This is a genomic window from Paraburkholderia sp. SECH4 (genome assembly GCF_030511745.1).
Lineage (GTDB): Bacteria > Pseudomonadota > Gammaproteobacteria > Burkholderiales > Burkholderiaceae > Paraburkholderia > Paraburkholderia madseniana.
This window is the reverse complement of sequence record NZ_JALOCP010000024.1, coordinates 32,145-46,609: the sequence shown is the minus strand read 5'-3', so window position 1 is coordinate 46,609 and position 14,465 is coordinate 32,145. Positions and strand designations below refer to the sequence as shown.

Here is a 14,465-nt window from a genome sequence, read left to right as displayed (position 1 = left end):
CCGCCTAGAAGGCCGTCATGATGCCGGCCACCACCGAGCTTGCGGTCGCACCAGCCTTCGCTACCGACACGCCGCCACCCGCCGCGCCGTTGACCGTGAAGTTCGCGTGTGCGCCGTTGCGGATCATCGCAGCGCCCGTATAGAGCACGGTGCGCTTCGAAAGCGGATAGTCGCAGCGCACGCCGAACGAATCTGCATTGCCTTCGCTGTCAGCCACTTTCCGGTAATGGCCGTAGCTCAGCAACACCAGCGAACGGCCCACCGGCACGGTGGCGTCGAGTTCGAACAGATCGTTGTGCGGATTCGAACTGGCGGCGTTCACGCTCGTCGCGACGTCCGGCCCGCCGCGATGCCGTAGATAGATGAAAGCCGGTTTGACGAAGCCGAAATCGTACGAGATGGCCCCAAGGGCGTAATTGCCGGCAGCCGTCCGACTGCTCACGTTCAGTGCCGCCGCGCTCGCCGGACTGAAGGTCTGCAGCATGTAGTCGGCGTCGACCGACAGACTGCCGTTCACATAGTTAACCGACGCGCCGTAGGTATCGCCCAGCGTCGAAGGAACGTTCGACGCACCATTCGCTCCGCGCGCGGCGATAGCCCGCACCAGCACGCCGCCCATACGGGGCGAGGAATAGCGTATCGAGTTATTCACGCGCAAAAAGGCCGGCCCGACGAAGTTATTCGCCGCATTGCCCCATGCAAGACCGGCGCCGTCTCCCGGCAAGCTGTAGGTCACGAATGACGTATGCAGCACCGTGTAATTGACGCCGGCCTGCATCGCGCCAAACGGACCCGCCAGCCCGACCCACGCTTCGCGTCCGAACAGCGCGCCGTTGTTGCCGAGCGTGCCGTTGGCCGAGTTGAAGCCGTTTTCGAGCTTGAAGATCGCGCGATAGCCGCCGCCGAGATCTTCACTGCCCTTCAAGCCGAATTGCGTCGCGGAGATATCGCCGCTTCCCATCCTCACCACGTGGTTAGGACCGAAATTCGCGTATTCGATCGACGTGTCGATCCGTCCGTACAAAGTCACGCTCGATTGCGCAAGCGCGGGTGCCGCTGCGAGGCTCAGCAGCGACACGCACCACATCCGTTTGGTCATTCCTTTAGTCCCGGCGAAAGTCTGGTTCTATCTGCCGCGCGGATTTGCCGTCGCGACGCTCGTGTTTTCCGCCTTCCCCAAAGCCTTTCGTTTGATGGAGCGGAAAACGAGGCGAGTCTAGGAACACCAATTTCGAGCGTCGATGAATGCGCACATATAACACTTATAGACAGCACGAATGAGGTGCGCCGCGCACCGTACAACGGCCTCTTTCGCCTTACTGGACAAGCCTTTCCGGCCGCCTCCTGGGGAAAACTTTAGTGACCCAGGGGAATCTCGCCGTGTGTGCGCAGGCCTTGCGTATATGTTTCAGAAATTTGTTTACATACGCTGCTTCGCAACCTCATTGCAACCTCATCGCAACTTCGTCGAATATCAGGCACAGGAGAATCGGCATGGCCGTATCAACGAGCAATAACCCTGCGCGCAGGCGCTACACGTACGAGTGGTACGTGGTCCTGATCTGCATGCTTGCGTATGTGTTTTCCTTTGTCGACCGGCAGGTTCTCGCGCTGATGATCGAGCCAATCAAGAAGGATCTGCATCTGACCGACACGCAGTTCAGCCTGCTGCAAGGCTTCGCGTTTTCGCTCTTCTATGCGGTGATGGGCATGCCGCTCGCCTATCTCGCCGACCGCTTCGCCCGCCCTCGCATCATCGCGACAGGCATTGCGTTATGGAGCCTCGCCACCGCAGCCTGCGGCGTCAGCCAGAACTTTATCCACATGTTCCTGGCTCGCATGAGTGTCGGCGTGGGCGAAGCCGCGCTGTCGCCCGGAACGTATTCGATGTTGAGCGACTACTTTCCGAAGGAAAAACTGGGGCGCGCGGTGGGCGTGTACTCGCTGGGTTCATTCATCGGCGGCGGGATGGCATTCCTGATCGGCGGATACGTGATCCATCTGCTCAAGCAGATGACGACGATCAGCGTGCCGCTCCTCGGCGACGTGCGTTCGTGGCAACTCACGTTCTTTATCGTCGGATTGCCGGGCTTTCTCGTTGCTTTGCTGTTTATCCTCACCGTGCGCGATCCGGCGCGTCGAGGACTCGTGCGGGACGGCGCCGGTCGGGCAAAGCGCGTGTCGATGGGCGACTCGCTGCGCTTCATCGGTACGCATGGCAAGACGTTCACCTGCCACTACCTCGGCTTCTCGTTCTATGCGATGACGCTGTTCTGCCTGATGAGCTGGACGCCCGCGTTCTATATCCGCCACTTCGGACTCACGCCGGCTGAAGCCGGTTACACGCTCGGCACGATCCTGCTGGTCGCGAACACCATCGGCGTGTTCTGCGGCGGGTGGCTCAACGACTGGCTCATGAAGAAAGGCCGCACGGACGGCCCAATGCTCGCGGGTTTCATCGGCGCGGTTGGGATGCTCGTGCCGGCAGTTGCTTTCACACAGGTCGATAGCCTGAACGTGTCGCTTGCGCTGCTGGTCGTTGCGATGTTCTTCGCGTCGTTCCCCATGCCCACGTCGACCGCCGCGATGCAGACACTCGCGCCGAACCAGATGCGTGCGCAGATTTCAGCGGTGTTTCTGCTGGTTTCCAATCTCATCGCACTTGGGATCGGCACGACGCTCGTTGCGTTGCTGACTGACAAGGTGTTCGGTTTGCCGAAAGCGGTGGGTGACTCGATGTCGATCGTTAACCTCATCGCCACTTTGCTGGCTGCAGGGCTGTTGTGGTTGGGGTGCAAGCAGTTCCGGTTGAGCCTTGCGCGTGAGCAGGGGCAAACGGGTTCGACGGCGGCCGGCGCACATCACGACGCCGCAGACGCCGCGCATGCCGGCGGCGTTGCGCCACTCGTGGGACAGTAAACCTATTCCAGCTTCGGTCTTAACCCGTGTCTTTGCACTATTCGCTGATGGAAGAGCCGCCCGTTTTCGGGCGGTTGAGCATTGGACGGCAGTCGGCCAACTAAAGCCGTCCGCCTTCTCGGTGCTTAATGTTGCACGGGAGCTGGCTGTTCGTCCGCGTCTTCTTCTTCGTTTGTCGCGGATTTCGCTGACGTTTGTTTGGCAGGGCTGGGCTTCGTGGCTGCCGGTGTTTCCGTCGTCGCTATTTGTGATGCCTCTGCGAGAAGGCACGCTGCACGGCTCGCGGTGATGCGGCTTTGAGGGATGCCCTTCGCATCGAGCGCGATCACCTGGTATAGCTCACGGTCACATTCGAGTTCCCGATGATATTGCTCTGCTGTGTCGACGAGCAATTCAAGCATGGTCTGCTGACGTCGTCTTTCGTCACTCGTGATGGCAGGATTCCTACACATTGAGGACGCAAGTGTGATCAATGTGTTGAGTTGGCTCAACTGCCGGTTGCAGAGGGCGAAGGTGGAAAGCGCAAGCTTTTCGTACTGGAGCGCGTCGACTGGCGGGCGTGAAGCGGGTTGGGATTGTTTTGTAGGTTTGTTGCTCATGGTGCGACCTCCCTGGTACTTCTTTGATCGCCCGACACTCGCTTGAGGAAGTGGGTGAGCGGGCACGTGGCGGGTTTGGAAGACCGGTGTTCTAACAAGCCGGCGAGCCTTGCGGCTCCCCCACCACAGCCCGCCCATTGAAATATAGACGTGCATAGGTAGACGCACGCCCGCCTGGGCGGGTGTGCGGTTAGAACAACAGGCTTCCACACCTGGCCGCCGGGTGTTTCCCGACGGCTTGATGATTATAAATCATGGCAGCGGCGTAGCGTTCAACCAGGCGGGCTAAGTGTTTGCGTTTGGCCGATCGGACAAGGCATCATCGGCGGCGGTTGGCGTGTTGTCGCGAACTCGGAGGTCACAGAGGACGCGGGCGGCTAGTCGTCTCTGCGTCGATAGTCAGCGCGTAGGCATATCTGGGCTTCGTCAGTGTCCGAACTTGGCGGTCCATGGCGGTTCATCGGCCGGAGCCGCCATTGGGCCGGTCCGGATTCTACGTCGGCAATCTGGCGGATTGCTGACAGTGGCAGCATCGAGCAGTCGAATGGCAGCTTCCTGCATCAGCAAACTCACGCCGTCGTTAAGGGTTATTGGACGCCTGCCCTCATTCACATGGCTGTGAGTGTGCTGCGGCGCGTGCGGGCAGGCAGGCGTCCAATAAGCCTTAACGCACCCCGTCGGTCGGTCAAAACTGTTGCAATAGCGCTCGCCAGCATCGGGCCATACCGGACCGGCGAGCTGCGTGTACGATAGAACCAGTTGACTTATGAGTCTCAGGAGACACCATGAAAGCGGTGTGCCCGCTGCACGGGCCAACGACCATCATCCGCACGAACGCGCACGGGTTTCCGGTGTATAAGTGCTGCTGCGACGACGTGCCCTACGTAATGCCCCCGGACGCATGTACGAGGGCGCCGACACAACGCGGATCTGAGCCTCGACAGCAACCCCAACAACCGAAATCGAAGCAGGAATGACACTGACGATCGGTTTGTTGCCGGTGTGCTGAGTCGCAGCTATGGACACGTGGGCGGTATTACGGCCCACCTTCGCGAATCGTCAGAGCATTCTTCACGGACGTAACGCCAGAAACGCCTTTCGCTATCGAGGCCGCCTTGTCGATCAGTGCCGGATCGGTGACGCTTCCAGCTAGCGTTACTGCACCACCTTTTACGAGTACATTGATGCCCGTGGTATCGACACCGCCCTTCGAAAGCGCCTGAACCACTTTTCTGCTTAATGCCCGATTCGCCTTTCTGACGGCGGATTTCGACGTCCCTTGCGTTGCCGCCGATGAGGCAGACGATTCGCTTTCCTGTGCCCACGCATTGACGGAAGCGACAACAATCAATGCAGCACCAGCGAGCTTGAGTGTTCTGATTGCGTTCATTGGCTGCTCCAGTATCAATCACCTAACGGAAGACCCTCTCCAGGATCCCGACGTACCGCCGCTTTACATGCATTCACGCACATGGGTAGCGGTGCGTCGACGGAACTGACGCACCGTCCCCCTCTCAAGCTGGCAGACGGCTCGTTTCACACGCAGGCGGAGCGATGTCCGCCGTGCCGCCGCGTCTGGACGACACCGTTGGCTCATCCAAGCCAGCCCTTGATGGTATCTACCATGACATTGGTCGAGATGCCATAGCGATCGTGCAAGGTCGGCAGCGCGCCCGCACCGAGGAACTCATCGGGCAGGGCGATTTGACGGTACATCGGCGTGACACCTGCCGTGAGCAGCGTGGTCGCGACCGCTTCGCCAAGGCCGCCGATCACCGAGTGATTCTCGGCGACCACCACCATGCGACCCGTGCGCCGGGCTTCGCGCAAGATCGTCTCAGTGTCGAGCGGCTTGATGGTCGGCACGTGCAATACGCCAACGCCCACGTTGTCCGCTTCCAGCGCCTTCGCGACTTCCAGCGAGCGCATGGTCATGATGCCCGACGAGATGATCAGCACCTCGGCGCCGTCGCGAAGCAGCTTCGCCTTGCCCAGTTCGAACTGATAGTCGTATTCATCGAGCACGGCCGGAACGTTGCCACGCAACAGACGCGCATACACCGGGCCGTTATGCGCGGCGATCGCGGGCACCATCTGCTCGGTGTCGAGCGCGTCGCACGGATCGATGACCGTCATGTTCGGCATCGCGCGCATGAGCGCAAGATCCTCGGCCGCCTGATGGCTCGGTCCGTAGCCGGTCGTGAGGCCCGGCAGCGCGCAGATGATCTTCACGTCGAGGTTGTCCTCGGCGATGGCCTGGTGCATGAAGTCATACGCGCGACGGGTTGCGAATACGGCGTAGGTCGTCACGAACGGCTGGGCGCCTTCATGCGCCATACCGGCGGCCGCGCCCATCAGCAACTGCTCGGCCATGCCCATCTGATAGTAGCGTTCCGGAAACTCCTTCCCGAAGATATGCAGGTCGGTGTACTTGCCGAGGTCGGCCGTCATGCCGATCACGTTCTTCTTCTCCCGGGCCAGTTGGGCCAATGCATGGCCGAACGGCGCGGAACGCGTGACTTGTCCAACGCCGGCAATAGAAGCGATCATCGCCGAGGTCTTCAGGCGCGGCTTCTTGGTGAGAGTGGTGTCGCTCATGCTTGTCTCCCTGCTTCGAGTGCTGCGAGCGCCAGTTGCCACTCATGGGCATCGACGCGGATGAAATGGTTCTTTTCCCGTTCTTCGAGGAACGGCACGCCGCAGCCCATGCGGGTATCGCAAACGATAATCCGGGGCTGCTCCTTCGGATGATTGCGTGCAGCATCGAAGGCGGCCTTCACTGCGTCGATGTCGTTGCCGTCCACGCGCTGCGTGAACCAGCCGAACGCTTCGAGCTTCTCGACGAGCGGCTCGAACGCCATGATCTTCGAGGAGGGACCGTCGGCCTGCTGGTTGTTGACGTCGACCATGGCGATCAGGTTGTCCAGCTTCCAGTGAGCGGCCGACATCAGGCCCTCCCAGATCGCGCCTTCATCGAGTTCTCCGTCGGAGAAGAGCGTGTAGACGAAGGCGTTTGAGCCCTTGCGCTTCAGTCCGAGGCAGCGGCCCACCGCGATCGTGAGACCGTGGCCGAGCGAGCCGCCGGACATCTCCATGCCAGGCGTGTAGCTCGCCATACCGGACATGGGCAACCGGCTGTCGTCGCTGCCGTAGGTTTCGAGTTCTTCCGGTGGCAGGAAGCCGGCTTCGAACAGCGCGGCGTAGAGCGCGATCGCATAGTGTCCGTTGGACAGCAGGAAGCGGTCGCGGCCTTCCCAGTCGGGGTTGTCGGGCTGGTAGCGCATTGCGCCGAAGTAGGCAACTGCGAGTACATCGGCGATATCGAGTGCCTGGCCGATATAGCCCTGGCCCTGCACTTCGCCCATCAGCAAGGCGTTTCTGCGAATCCGGTAGGCGCGCTCGGCGAGCGTCACCCCATCTGATGAGGGACTGTTCATGGTGTCTCCTTGATTTAAAAAGTGAGTCTTTGCAGCGAAAGGTGTCAGCGATTGACGGTTTTGGCTGGCACGAGGAAAACAAGCCCGGCACCGATGACGATGGCGACGGAGATAAAGATGAGCCCAGCCGTCGACTTACCGGTCAGGTCGTTCAACCAGCCCACGATGGCCGGCGAGAAGAACCCTGCGAGATTGGCGAAACAGTTCACCGCGGCGATACCCGCTGCGGCGGACATGCCGCCGAGGAGTGCGGTCGGCAGCGACCAGAACTGCGACGACGAAGCGAGGATGCCGGCGGCGGCCACGCTGACACACACCAGCGATGCGCCGACTCCGCCCAGCATCGGAAGCGTTGCAAAGCCTGCTGCCGATACGAGCATGGGGATTGCAAGATGCAGACGACGTTCGCGATGGCGGTCAGCGCTTGCTCCCACCAGCGGCAGCGCAATGATGGCGCACAGGTACGGGATGGCTGTGAAGACGCCCACCCACAGCGGGTCGGCCACCACGGACTTGCGGATGATCGTCGGCAGCCAGAACGTCAGCCCATACTGACCAAGCACGACGCAGAAGTAGATGGCAGCCATCAACCACAGACGACGATCGCCGATGAAAGACCTGATCGACACATGGGCGATCTTGTGGGCGTTGTCGTTCGCCACGTTGCGTGCGAGGAGCGCCTTCTCCGGATCAGTGAGCCACCTGGCGGCAGCGATACCGTTGTCGAGGTAGAGCAGGATGGCGACGCCAAGGAGCAACGACGGCAGCGCTTCGAGGATGAACAGCCACTTCCAGCCGGCGAGACCGTGTACGCCCTGGAACGCATGCAGGATGTAACCGGACAGCGGCCCACCGACAATGCCGGCAAGTGGAATCGCCATGAAGAAGAGGGAGAGCGCCTTGGCGCGCCGCGCAGAAGGAAACCAGTAAGTCAGATACAGGATGACGCCTGGCGCGAACCCTGCCTCGGCCACGCCCAATAGAAAGCGGAGAACATAGAAGGTGGTGGGCGACTTGACGAAGACGAAGCAGGCTGAGATCACCGCCCACGTCAGCATGATGCGAGCGAGCCAGTTTCGTGCGCCCACTTTGTGCAACATGAGATTACTCGGTACCTCGAAGAGAAAATAACCGAGGAAGAAAATGCCAGCGCCGAAACCATACACGGTTTCGCTGAATCGCAGGTCGTTGAGCATCTGCAGTTTCGCGAAGCCCACGTTGACCCGATCGAGATAAGCGCCCAGGTAGCACAGCATCAGGAACGGTATCAGGCGCCGTCCCACCTTCGCATACGTTTTTGATTCGAAGCTCGCCGGATCGGCGAGCGATGTGACATCGCCCGTCATTGACGGCGCAGTGGCCTTCGTTTTCATGGTTGTCTCCTGCCATATTGCCCCGGGTTTTACCGCCGGGTGCATTGACCCATCCGCCGCAAGCGCGACGGATGTCGTACTTAGTGGATCAACATGCCGCCGTTGACGTCGAGCGTGATGCCGGTGAGGTAGGCGGACAGGTCGCTCGAGAGGAACAGACAGGCGTTCGCGACGTCGGCCGCATCGCCGAGTCGACCGAGTGGAATGCCCTTGATGATGTCGACGCGCATCTCCGTCGTGAGCTTGTCACCGGTGATATCGGTCTGGATCAGGCCCGGTGTGATCGAGTTGACGCGGATGTTGTCCGCCCCGAGTTCACGCGCCATCGCACGAGCGAGACCGAGTACGCCCGCTTTTGCGGCGCTGTAGTGAGGACCGCCGAAGATGCCGCCGCCGCGTTGCGCGGAAACGGATGACATGCAGACGATGCTGCCGCTCTTTTGCGCTCTCATTTGCGGAATGACCGCCTGCGACATGTAGAGCGTACCGCGCAGGTTTACGTCGATGACCGCATCGAAGTTGTCGGCTCCGATGTCCATCGTCTTCAACGGCTGGGTGATACCCGCGTTGTTGATCAATCCGTCGACACGACCGTACTTCTCGATGACCGCCCTGGCGGCAGCCATGCATGCGGCCTTGTCGGTCACATCGCAGGCGAGGCCGAGATGCTCTTCGCCGAGGTCACGCGCGGCACTCTCTGCGTCTTCCTTGCGAAGGTCCAGAATCACCACTCGCGCGCCTTGCGCAGCAAGCGCTTTTGCGGTTGCCTTGCCAATGCCACGCGGCGAGGCTGCGCCGGTTACGATTACCACTTTGCTGTCGAGCAACATGTTTGTCTCCATCGATCACGTTAGTTGGTAGACGCAGTTTCAGCGCTTCAACCATCTCGATCAATGCAGTCCGGCTCAACTATTGCTGAAGAATTTTCAGGTGTCACCGCACCGTGGAGTCACAGGCGTCAGAAAACAGCCCTTTCGCATAAGGCAGGGCGCTGGCGTCCCGCCTGGTGCGGCCTGGCGCTACACGGCATCACGGCTGATCTCTTGCTCGACCCAGGCCAAAAATTTGGCCACGCGCGGCAAGTCCGCGTTCTGGGAAGGGTAAACGAGGTGATGGGCTCCGACCTCGACCGCATACGCGCGATCGAAGACCGGTACGAGCGAACCTCGTTTCAGATGAACCGATGCGAGCATCGTGCTTTCGAGCGCGATGCCGTGTCCCAATGCAGCGGCTTCGAGCGACATGTAAGAGCGGTCGAACGCGAAATCGTATGCCTTGCGCGACACTGCAACGCCGAACTTGCCGAACCATTGCTTCCACTGCACGAGAGGCGTTTCCGAGAAGATCAGGCGCCGCTCGAGCAGATCCTCGGGGGTACGCACCGGGTGCCTTTGCAGGTATTCCTCTGAAGCAAGAGGCGCGATGAACTCGTTGCGTAGCGTCTTGATCTCGCCATCGGTCCAATGAGCGTAGCCATGCCGTACGTCGACGTCATAGAAGCCAGAGGTGAACGACACATCCTCATACGAGCAGGCGAGATTCAACTGAATGTCGCCGTTCGCTTCCTGGAACAAAGCGAGCCGCGGTAGCAGCCACATCAGCCCAAAGCTGGGACTCGAGTGAATGCGAAGAATCTCGACACCCGACTGGCTCGATGCGCGCTCCGTCGCGCGGCTCAGATCGGCGAGCGATCCGGTGACATCCGCCAGATATTGCTGACCCGTTGGCGTCAACACGAGTCCCCGTCCCACTCTTGTGAACAAGGGCCTTCCCACCATGGATTCGAGGTTGGCAATTTGATGGCTGACCGCCGATGGTGTTAACCCCAATTCATCAGCCGCCCGATTGACGCTCTTTGTCCGGGCGACACTTTCAAACGCGACGATGGATTTTAGTGGAGGGATGCGCATTGTTCCTGGGGGCAGAAGTGACGAACCGTCCTGGATCAGGGTGTTCTGCTTCGCTACTGTCAGCGAGGTGGTTCCAGAAATGTCGCGTATCCGGGAGGTAAAGGCAAGCCGGGGTTTGGCCGATACGCAAAGGGCTCACAGGGACGCGAGACGTCGTGCGAAAACGAGGGCGAGCCCGACTACCGAACGCATCCGGTGGTCGGGAAGTGGCAGACATGTGTCCGTTAGCGAAGCGCCACGAAACGAATCGGTGCGTACTCTCATTCCTTTACAGGAGTGACTTCAACTTGAAGTTCAAATCAGAGAGCGTTTCGGGTGCCGGTGTTGCGCTTCGATCGACCAGCATGCGTGCGAGCTTCATCTCTTTCACAAAACCGCTTACGGGCCCGAAACCACTGGCCCCAACGAGTCGACCGCTGGCGTCAAGATTGAAATGAATCTCAGCCGTACCGGGAAGTACCCTGATCACGCATTGCTCTCCGAGTACCGGCTCGCCAGCCACCTGTAATTGATGATCGTATTGGTCGGACCAGAACCACGGAAGGTCCTGATACTCTTCCTGGGCGCCCAACATGTTACGAGCAGCAATGCGCGCCTGCGTCTCCGCGTTGTGCCATGTTTCTTGCCGGATCGGCTGACCTGAGAGGCGGCTAGGAAAGATGGCGACGTCACCCGCCGCGTAGATTCCGGGCGCCGATGTCTTGAGCTCAGCATTGACGACTACGCCGCGTTGCACCTTAAGTCCTGCCTCTCGCGCCAACTCGTCCGCCGGATCAATCCCGATGCCGATGATGACTGTGTCTGCTTTCAATACATCGCCATTTGCGAGCGTCACAGCCAACGCTCCTTCCGGGGTATGCTCGATCGCCGTCGGTGCCGTGTTGACGCGAACCTCGACGCCCTTGCTCTCATGCAATGCGTGCACCCGCGCGGCAATGGTTGCGGGCACTGCACGTCCAAGCAGACGCGGCGCGCCTTCGAGCACACAAACATGGCAGCCACGCTGACGTGCCGAAGCCGCGACTTCGAGGCCGATAAATCCGCCGCCGATTATCACTACGTGAGCATCAGGCACCAGCCTTGGTGCGATAGCCGCCGCGTCGTCGAGTGTGCGCAGGGTCGATACCCCATCGAGTTCGGCGCCCGGAATCGCGAGACGCCGGACGTGACCTCCAGTGGCAAGCAGTAACGCCTCGTAGGGAATGATCCTGCCATCTGCAAGCTGAATTTCACGGGTATCTGGCGCGATTGCTCTCACCGTGGCGACGATGTGTTCGACGTTGTCCTGCTGCCATGCGTCGCGTGTTCGGAGCTGACATTGCGCGGCTTCCCGCTCGCCCGTCAGCAATCCCTTCGACAGGGGTGGCCGCTCGTACGGCAAGTGTGACTCGGCGCCGATTAGCGCGATGACGCCCCGCCAGCCAGATTCTCGCAGCGCCTGGGCAGCGCGGCCACCGACGTGACCCGCGCCGACGATTGCCATGACACGATCGGTTGTCATCGCGTCAGACCTCGATCAGGATGCGGCCGGCTTCGATCTTCGCCGGGTAGGTCTTGAGTTTTTCGCACACGGGTGCGCAGAGCGGGCGGCCATCACGGATGTCGAAGCGGCCATTGTGCTTTGGGCATTCGATCACATGGTCCATCACGAGCCCATCGCTCAGGTGCACATGTTCATGCGTGCACAATCCGTCGCTCGCATAGACGTTATCGTTGACGCGATAAATTGCGTAGGTACGTCCCGCGTGATCGAAACGCATCACGTCTTCGTCTTCGATATCGCCCAGCGCAGCAGCTTCGACCCATTGTGACATGGCGGTTGTCTCCAGGTTTTGTATTGATTTCTCTCAGGCCTGCTTGACGGCTGGAACCGGACGCACGATGTGGTACGACGGATCGCGCGTCTGCCGTACGAGTGCCGGAATGATCTCAGCGTAGGCGGCAAGACTGCTGCGATACGGCGGCGGCATATCACCCTTCACCGTATCGTGTAGCTGCGGTAGTGCATGGAATGGAACCATCGGGAACATGTGATGCTCGGCGTGATAATTCATGTTCCAGTACAGGAACCGGAAAACCGGATTCATCAAAACGGTACGGCAGTTCTGACGGTGGTCCAGCACGTTTTCCGGCATCCCCGCATGCTGGGTAAGACCAAAGTACAGGTAGAGCCAGCCCCCGTACAGGCTCGGAAGCCCGACATAGAGGAGCGGCAGGATTGTGCGGAAATAGACACTTGCACCAATCACTACGACGTAAATGGCCAGAGAGATTCGGGCCTCGCGGAACACTTTCGGCCATTCCGACGCCGGCACGAAAGTCCGGTCTTCCTCATTAATCCGGCCAAACGCCGCAGCAACCATCTTTGGCAGTTCATTCCAGACGTGCTTTAGCGCGAAGATACTCAGTGCCAGGCCCAGCCAATCGGTTGGCCGGGGCGCTGCGATCTCGGGATCACGTCCGACCACGAGGGTGTCCGTGTGATGACGGGCGTGACTCCAACGCCATACCGTCGCACGACGGAACACCTGAAACGACGCCGCCTGATACAGCACGTCATTCATCCACCGCGTCTTGAATGCCGTTCCATGCCCGGCTTCATGCCAACGCGAATCGGCCGGGCTGCAGTAGAGCGTGCCATAGAGAAAAAAGGCTGGAGTCGCCCACAGCGAGTGAACGTGCCACGCGAACCCGGCCAGCACGCCGCTGGCGATTATGCCCGCGTACCAGATGAGCGTGTCGCGAATCGCGCGGGCATCACTGCGCTGCATCAACTGCTTCATCACTGGGCGGGGTACCGAACATTTGTACCACTCCGCATTGACTAGACCGGCAGCCTCCGCGCGCTCACCCGCTCCGCCGACGAGCCGATACTCCTCGTGTCGTGCGGACGAGGAAGCTTCGCGCGCACGGTCGGTCATGTTTGCCACGTCTGTCTCCGTTATGTCCTTCTCCGCATGATGCAGAGAGTCTATGAATCAAAAATAAGCCCTATTCGTGCATCGCTCAACGGAAAATTTGACGATTTATCGTCAAACTTCTAGCGTAGGAGAATGGCAATGAAAATAGTGAACTGCACAAGGAGACAACCGTGGCAAATAGCGCAGCACCCCCTCGGCGTAAGCGCTCTGCGCGGTTCATCGAGATCGCACAACTTGCCGGCGTCAGTCCGTCCACCGTTGACCGTGTCCTGAACGAGCGCGGCAGCGTATCGGACGCAGCACGTAAGCGCGTCGTGGCGGCCGCCCGGGAACTGGCCGTGCCGCGCACGCTGCCTGAGACCCGCCACGGACTTATCCATGTCGACGTCCTGCTGCCCGACAGCCAGGCACCATTCTTTAATCGTCTGAATCAGGCGCTGCAACGCGCCATGCAGATGCTGGATCGACGCGTTGTCGTGCATCGCATGGTGCTGTCGGCAGCCGATGACGACGTGATTACGAAGGCGATTACCCAGTCCCGTCGTCAACGTGCGGCGCTTATCATCACGACGCACGATACGACGACGGTGCGCGACGCACTCAGATCGGCGATCGCGCGCGGGGAACAGGTGATCACCATGGTCACGGACATTCCCGATACCGGCAGACTCCACTACGCCGGCATTGACAACGTGTGCGCGGGCCGCACCGCCGGCTATTACATCGGTCGGCTGGCAAGGCAACTGGGCCGGGTGTTGCTGCTGTGCGGCCGTATGGACTACCGGGCGCATCTCGACCGCATTGGCGGCTGCCGTGCACAGATCGACGAAGCGTTTGCCCATCTGACATGTGAACCCGAGCCGATCGAGACGCAGGACGAGGACGACCGCTGCTATTACGCCGTGGCTAAAGCGCTCGAACAAGGCGGTCTCAGCGCGATCTACAACAGCGGCTACGGCTCGGCGGGCGTCGAAGCGGCCTTGCGCAAGTTCGGCGCGGCAAATAAGGTGGTGTGGGTCGGCCATGAAATGCTCGATCTGCATCGCGACTTCATCAAGGCGGGCAGCATGGATATCGCGATCGACCAGGATCCCGACGGACAGGTCATCGCGGCATTGCAGCATGCCCTCCATGCGTGCGGTATCGTCGATACGGCACCCCGGGCCGAACCGGTCGAGTTTCGCGTGTTCTGCTCGGCCAATGTCAGACACAGTCCTTACCTCAGCGAATGAACAATGAAGCGGAGCGCCATTTCGAAACTGCGCCCGGCTTCCCGGAAGTCGCCACAGAACGACCAGACGCGAAA

The 14,465-nt window shown here is 60.3% G+C and carries 13 protein-coding genes; 2 read left to right on the top strand and 11 right to left on the bottom strand.

The genetic code is table 11. The annotated features are described in order from the left end of the window. Window positions 1-4 precede the first annotated feature (4 nt). Complete coding sequence (locus tag M0D67_RS27420) at window positions 5-1,099, bottom strand: porin (protein ID WP_266240459.1); 1,095 nt, start codon at window positions 1,097-1,099, stop codon at window positions 5-7. Window positions 1,100-1,494: 395 nt separating this feature from the next. Here M0D67_RS27420 and M0D67_RS27415 point away from each other — a divergent pair, with 395 nt between their 5' ends. Continuing rightward, window positions 1,495-2,919, top strand: a complete 1,425-nt coding sequence (locus tag M0D67_RS27415) for an MFS transporter (RefSeq protein WP_266240458.1) — start codon at window positions 1,495-1,497, stop codon at window positions 2,917-2,919. Window positions 2,920-3,044: 125 nt separating this feature from the next. On the opposite strand, the gene M0D67_RS27410 is transcribed toward M0D67_RS27415, so the two are convergent. From M0D67_RS27410 to M0D67_RS27365, 10 genes are all read right to left on the bottom strand, one after another. Then, window positions 3,045-3,518, bottom strand: a complete 474-nt coding sequence (locus M0D67_RS27410) for a hypothetical protein (protein ID WP_266240457.1) — start codon at window positions 3,516-3,518, stop codon at window positions 3,045-3,047. 1,036 nt (window positions 3,519-4,554) lie between these two features. Next, window positions 4,555-4,908, bottom strand: a complete 354-nt coding sequence (locus tag M0D67_RS27405) for a BON domain-containing protein (RefSeq protein ID WP_266240456.1) — start codon at window positions 4,906-4,908, stop codon at window positions 4,555-4,557. A 203-nt stretch (window positions 4,909-5,111) separates the two neighbouring features. Continuing rightward, a complete protein-coding gene (locus M0D67_RS27400; RefSeq protein ID WP_266240455.1) occupies window positions 5,112-6,116 on the bottom strand; it encodes a transketolase family protein in 1,005 nt (334 codons plus the stop codon). Beyond that, window positions 6,113-6,955 carry a transketolase gene (locus M0D67_RS27395; protein WP_171929086.1) on the bottom strand — a complete coding sequence of 281 codons (843 nt, stop codon included), beginning with the start codon at window positions 6,953-6,955 and terminating at the stop codon, window positions 6,113-6,115. Before M0D67_RS27395 ends, M0D67_RS27400 begins: the two co-directional genes overlap by 4 nt. A gap of 44 nt (window positions 6,956-6,999) precedes the next feature. Beyond that, window positions 7,000-8,328, bottom strand: a complete 1,329-nt coding sequence (locus M0D67_RS27390) for an MFS transporter (protein WP_266240454.1) — start codon at window positions 8,326-8,328, stop codon at window positions 7,000-7,002. Between the two features lie 80 nt (window positions 8,329-8,408). Beyond that, window positions 8,409-9,158, bottom strand: a complete 750-nt coding sequence (locus tag M0D67_RS27385) for an SDR family NAD(P)-dependent oxidoreductase (protein ID WP_266240453.1) — start codon at window positions 9,156-9,158, stop codon at window positions 8,409-8,411. 189 nt (window positions 9,159-9,347) lie between these two features. Then, window positions 9,348-10,238: a LysR substrate-binding domain-containing protein gene (locus M0D67_RS27380; RefSeq protein ID WP_266240452.1), complete on the bottom strand. Its 891-nt coding sequence runs from the start codon at window positions 10,236-10,238 to the stop codon at window positions 9,348-9,350. A gap of 268 nt (window positions 10,239-10,506) precedes the next feature. Then, a complete protein-coding gene (locus tag M0D67_RS27375; RefSeq protein WP_266240451.1) occupies window positions 10,507-11,739 on the bottom strand; it encodes an NAD(P)/FAD-dependent oxidoreductase in 1,233 nt (410 codons plus the stop codon). 4 nt (window positions 11,740-11,743) lie between these two features. Then, complete coding sequence (locus tag M0D67_RS27370) at window positions 11,744-12,052, bottom strand: MocE family 2Fe-2S type ferredoxin (protein WP_266240450.1); 309 nt, start codon at window positions 12,050-12,052, stop codon at window positions 11,744-11,746. A gap of 33 nt (window positions 12,053-12,085) precedes the next feature. Then, window positions 12,086-13,168 (bottom strand): fatty acid desaturase family protein, encoded by a 1,083-nt coding sequence (locus M0D67_RS27365; RefSeq protein WP_266240449.1) that lies wholly within the window; start codon window positions 13,166-13,168, stop codon window positions 12,086-12,088. Window positions 13,169-13,329: 161 nt separating this feature from the next. On the opposite strand from M0D67_RS27365, the gene M0D67_RS27360 reads away from it, so the two are divergent. Continuing rightward, window positions 13,330-14,391 carry a LacI family DNA-binding transcriptional regulator gene (locus M0D67_RS27360; RefSeq protein ID WP_266240448.1) on the top strand — a complete coding sequence of 354 codons (1,062 nt, stop codon included), beginning with the start codon at window positions 13,330-13,332 and terminating at the stop codon, window positions 14,389-14,391. The last annotated feature ends 74 nt before the right edge of the window (window positions 14,392-14,465 follow it).

What these genes read in the sequence shown, in the direction of transcription:
- M0D67_RS27405 (WP_266240456.1), bottom strand. Translation starts at nt 4,908, where the DNA reads ATGAACGCAATCAGAACACTCAAGCTCGCTGGTGCTGCATTGATTGTT.
- M0D67_RS27385 (WP_266240453.1), bottom strand. Translation starts at nt 9,158, where the DNA reads ATGTTGCTCGACAGCAAAGTGGTAATCGTAACCGGCGCAGCCTCGCCG.
- M0D67_RS27370 (WP_266240450.1), bottom strand. Translation starts at nt 12,052, where the DNA reads ATGTCACAATGGGTCGAAGCTGCTGCGCTGGGCGATATCGAAGACGAA.
- M0D67_RS27420 (WP_266240459.1), bottom strand. Translation starts at nt 1,099, where the DNA reads ATGACCAAACGGATGTGGTGCGTGTCGCTGCTGAGCCTCGCAGCGGCA.
- M0D67_RS27415 (WP_266240458.1), top strand. Translation starts at nt 1,495, where the DNA reads ATGGCCGTATCAACGAGCAATAACCCTGCGCGCAGGCGCTACACGTAC.
- M0D67_RS27380 (WP_266240452.1), bottom strand. Translation starts at nt 10,238, where the DNA reads ATGCGCATCCCTCCACTAAAATCCATCGTCGCGTTTGAAAGTGTCGCC.
- M0D67_RS27410 (WP_266240457.1), bottom strand. Translation starts at nt 3,518, where the DNA reads ATGAGCAACAAACCTACAAAACAATCCCAACCCGCTTCACGCCCGCCA.
- M0D67_RS27395 (WP_171929086.1), bottom strand. Translation starts at nt 6,955, where the DNA reads ATGAACAGTCCCTCATCAGATGGGGTGACGCTCGCCGAGCGCGCCTAC.
- M0D67_RS27400 (WP_266240455.1), bottom strand. Translation starts at nt 6,116, where the DNA reads ATGAGCGACACCACTCTCACCAAGAAGCCGCGCCTGAAGACCTCGGCG.
- M0D67_RS27390 (WP_266240454.1), bottom strand. Translation starts at nt 8,328, where the DNA reads ATGAAAACGAAGGCCACTGCGCCGTCAATGACGGGCGATGTCACATCG.
- M0D67_RS27375 (WP_266240451.1), bottom strand. Translation starts at nt 11,739, where the DNA reads ATGACAACCGATCGTGTCATGGCAATCGTCGGCGCGGGTCACGTCGGT.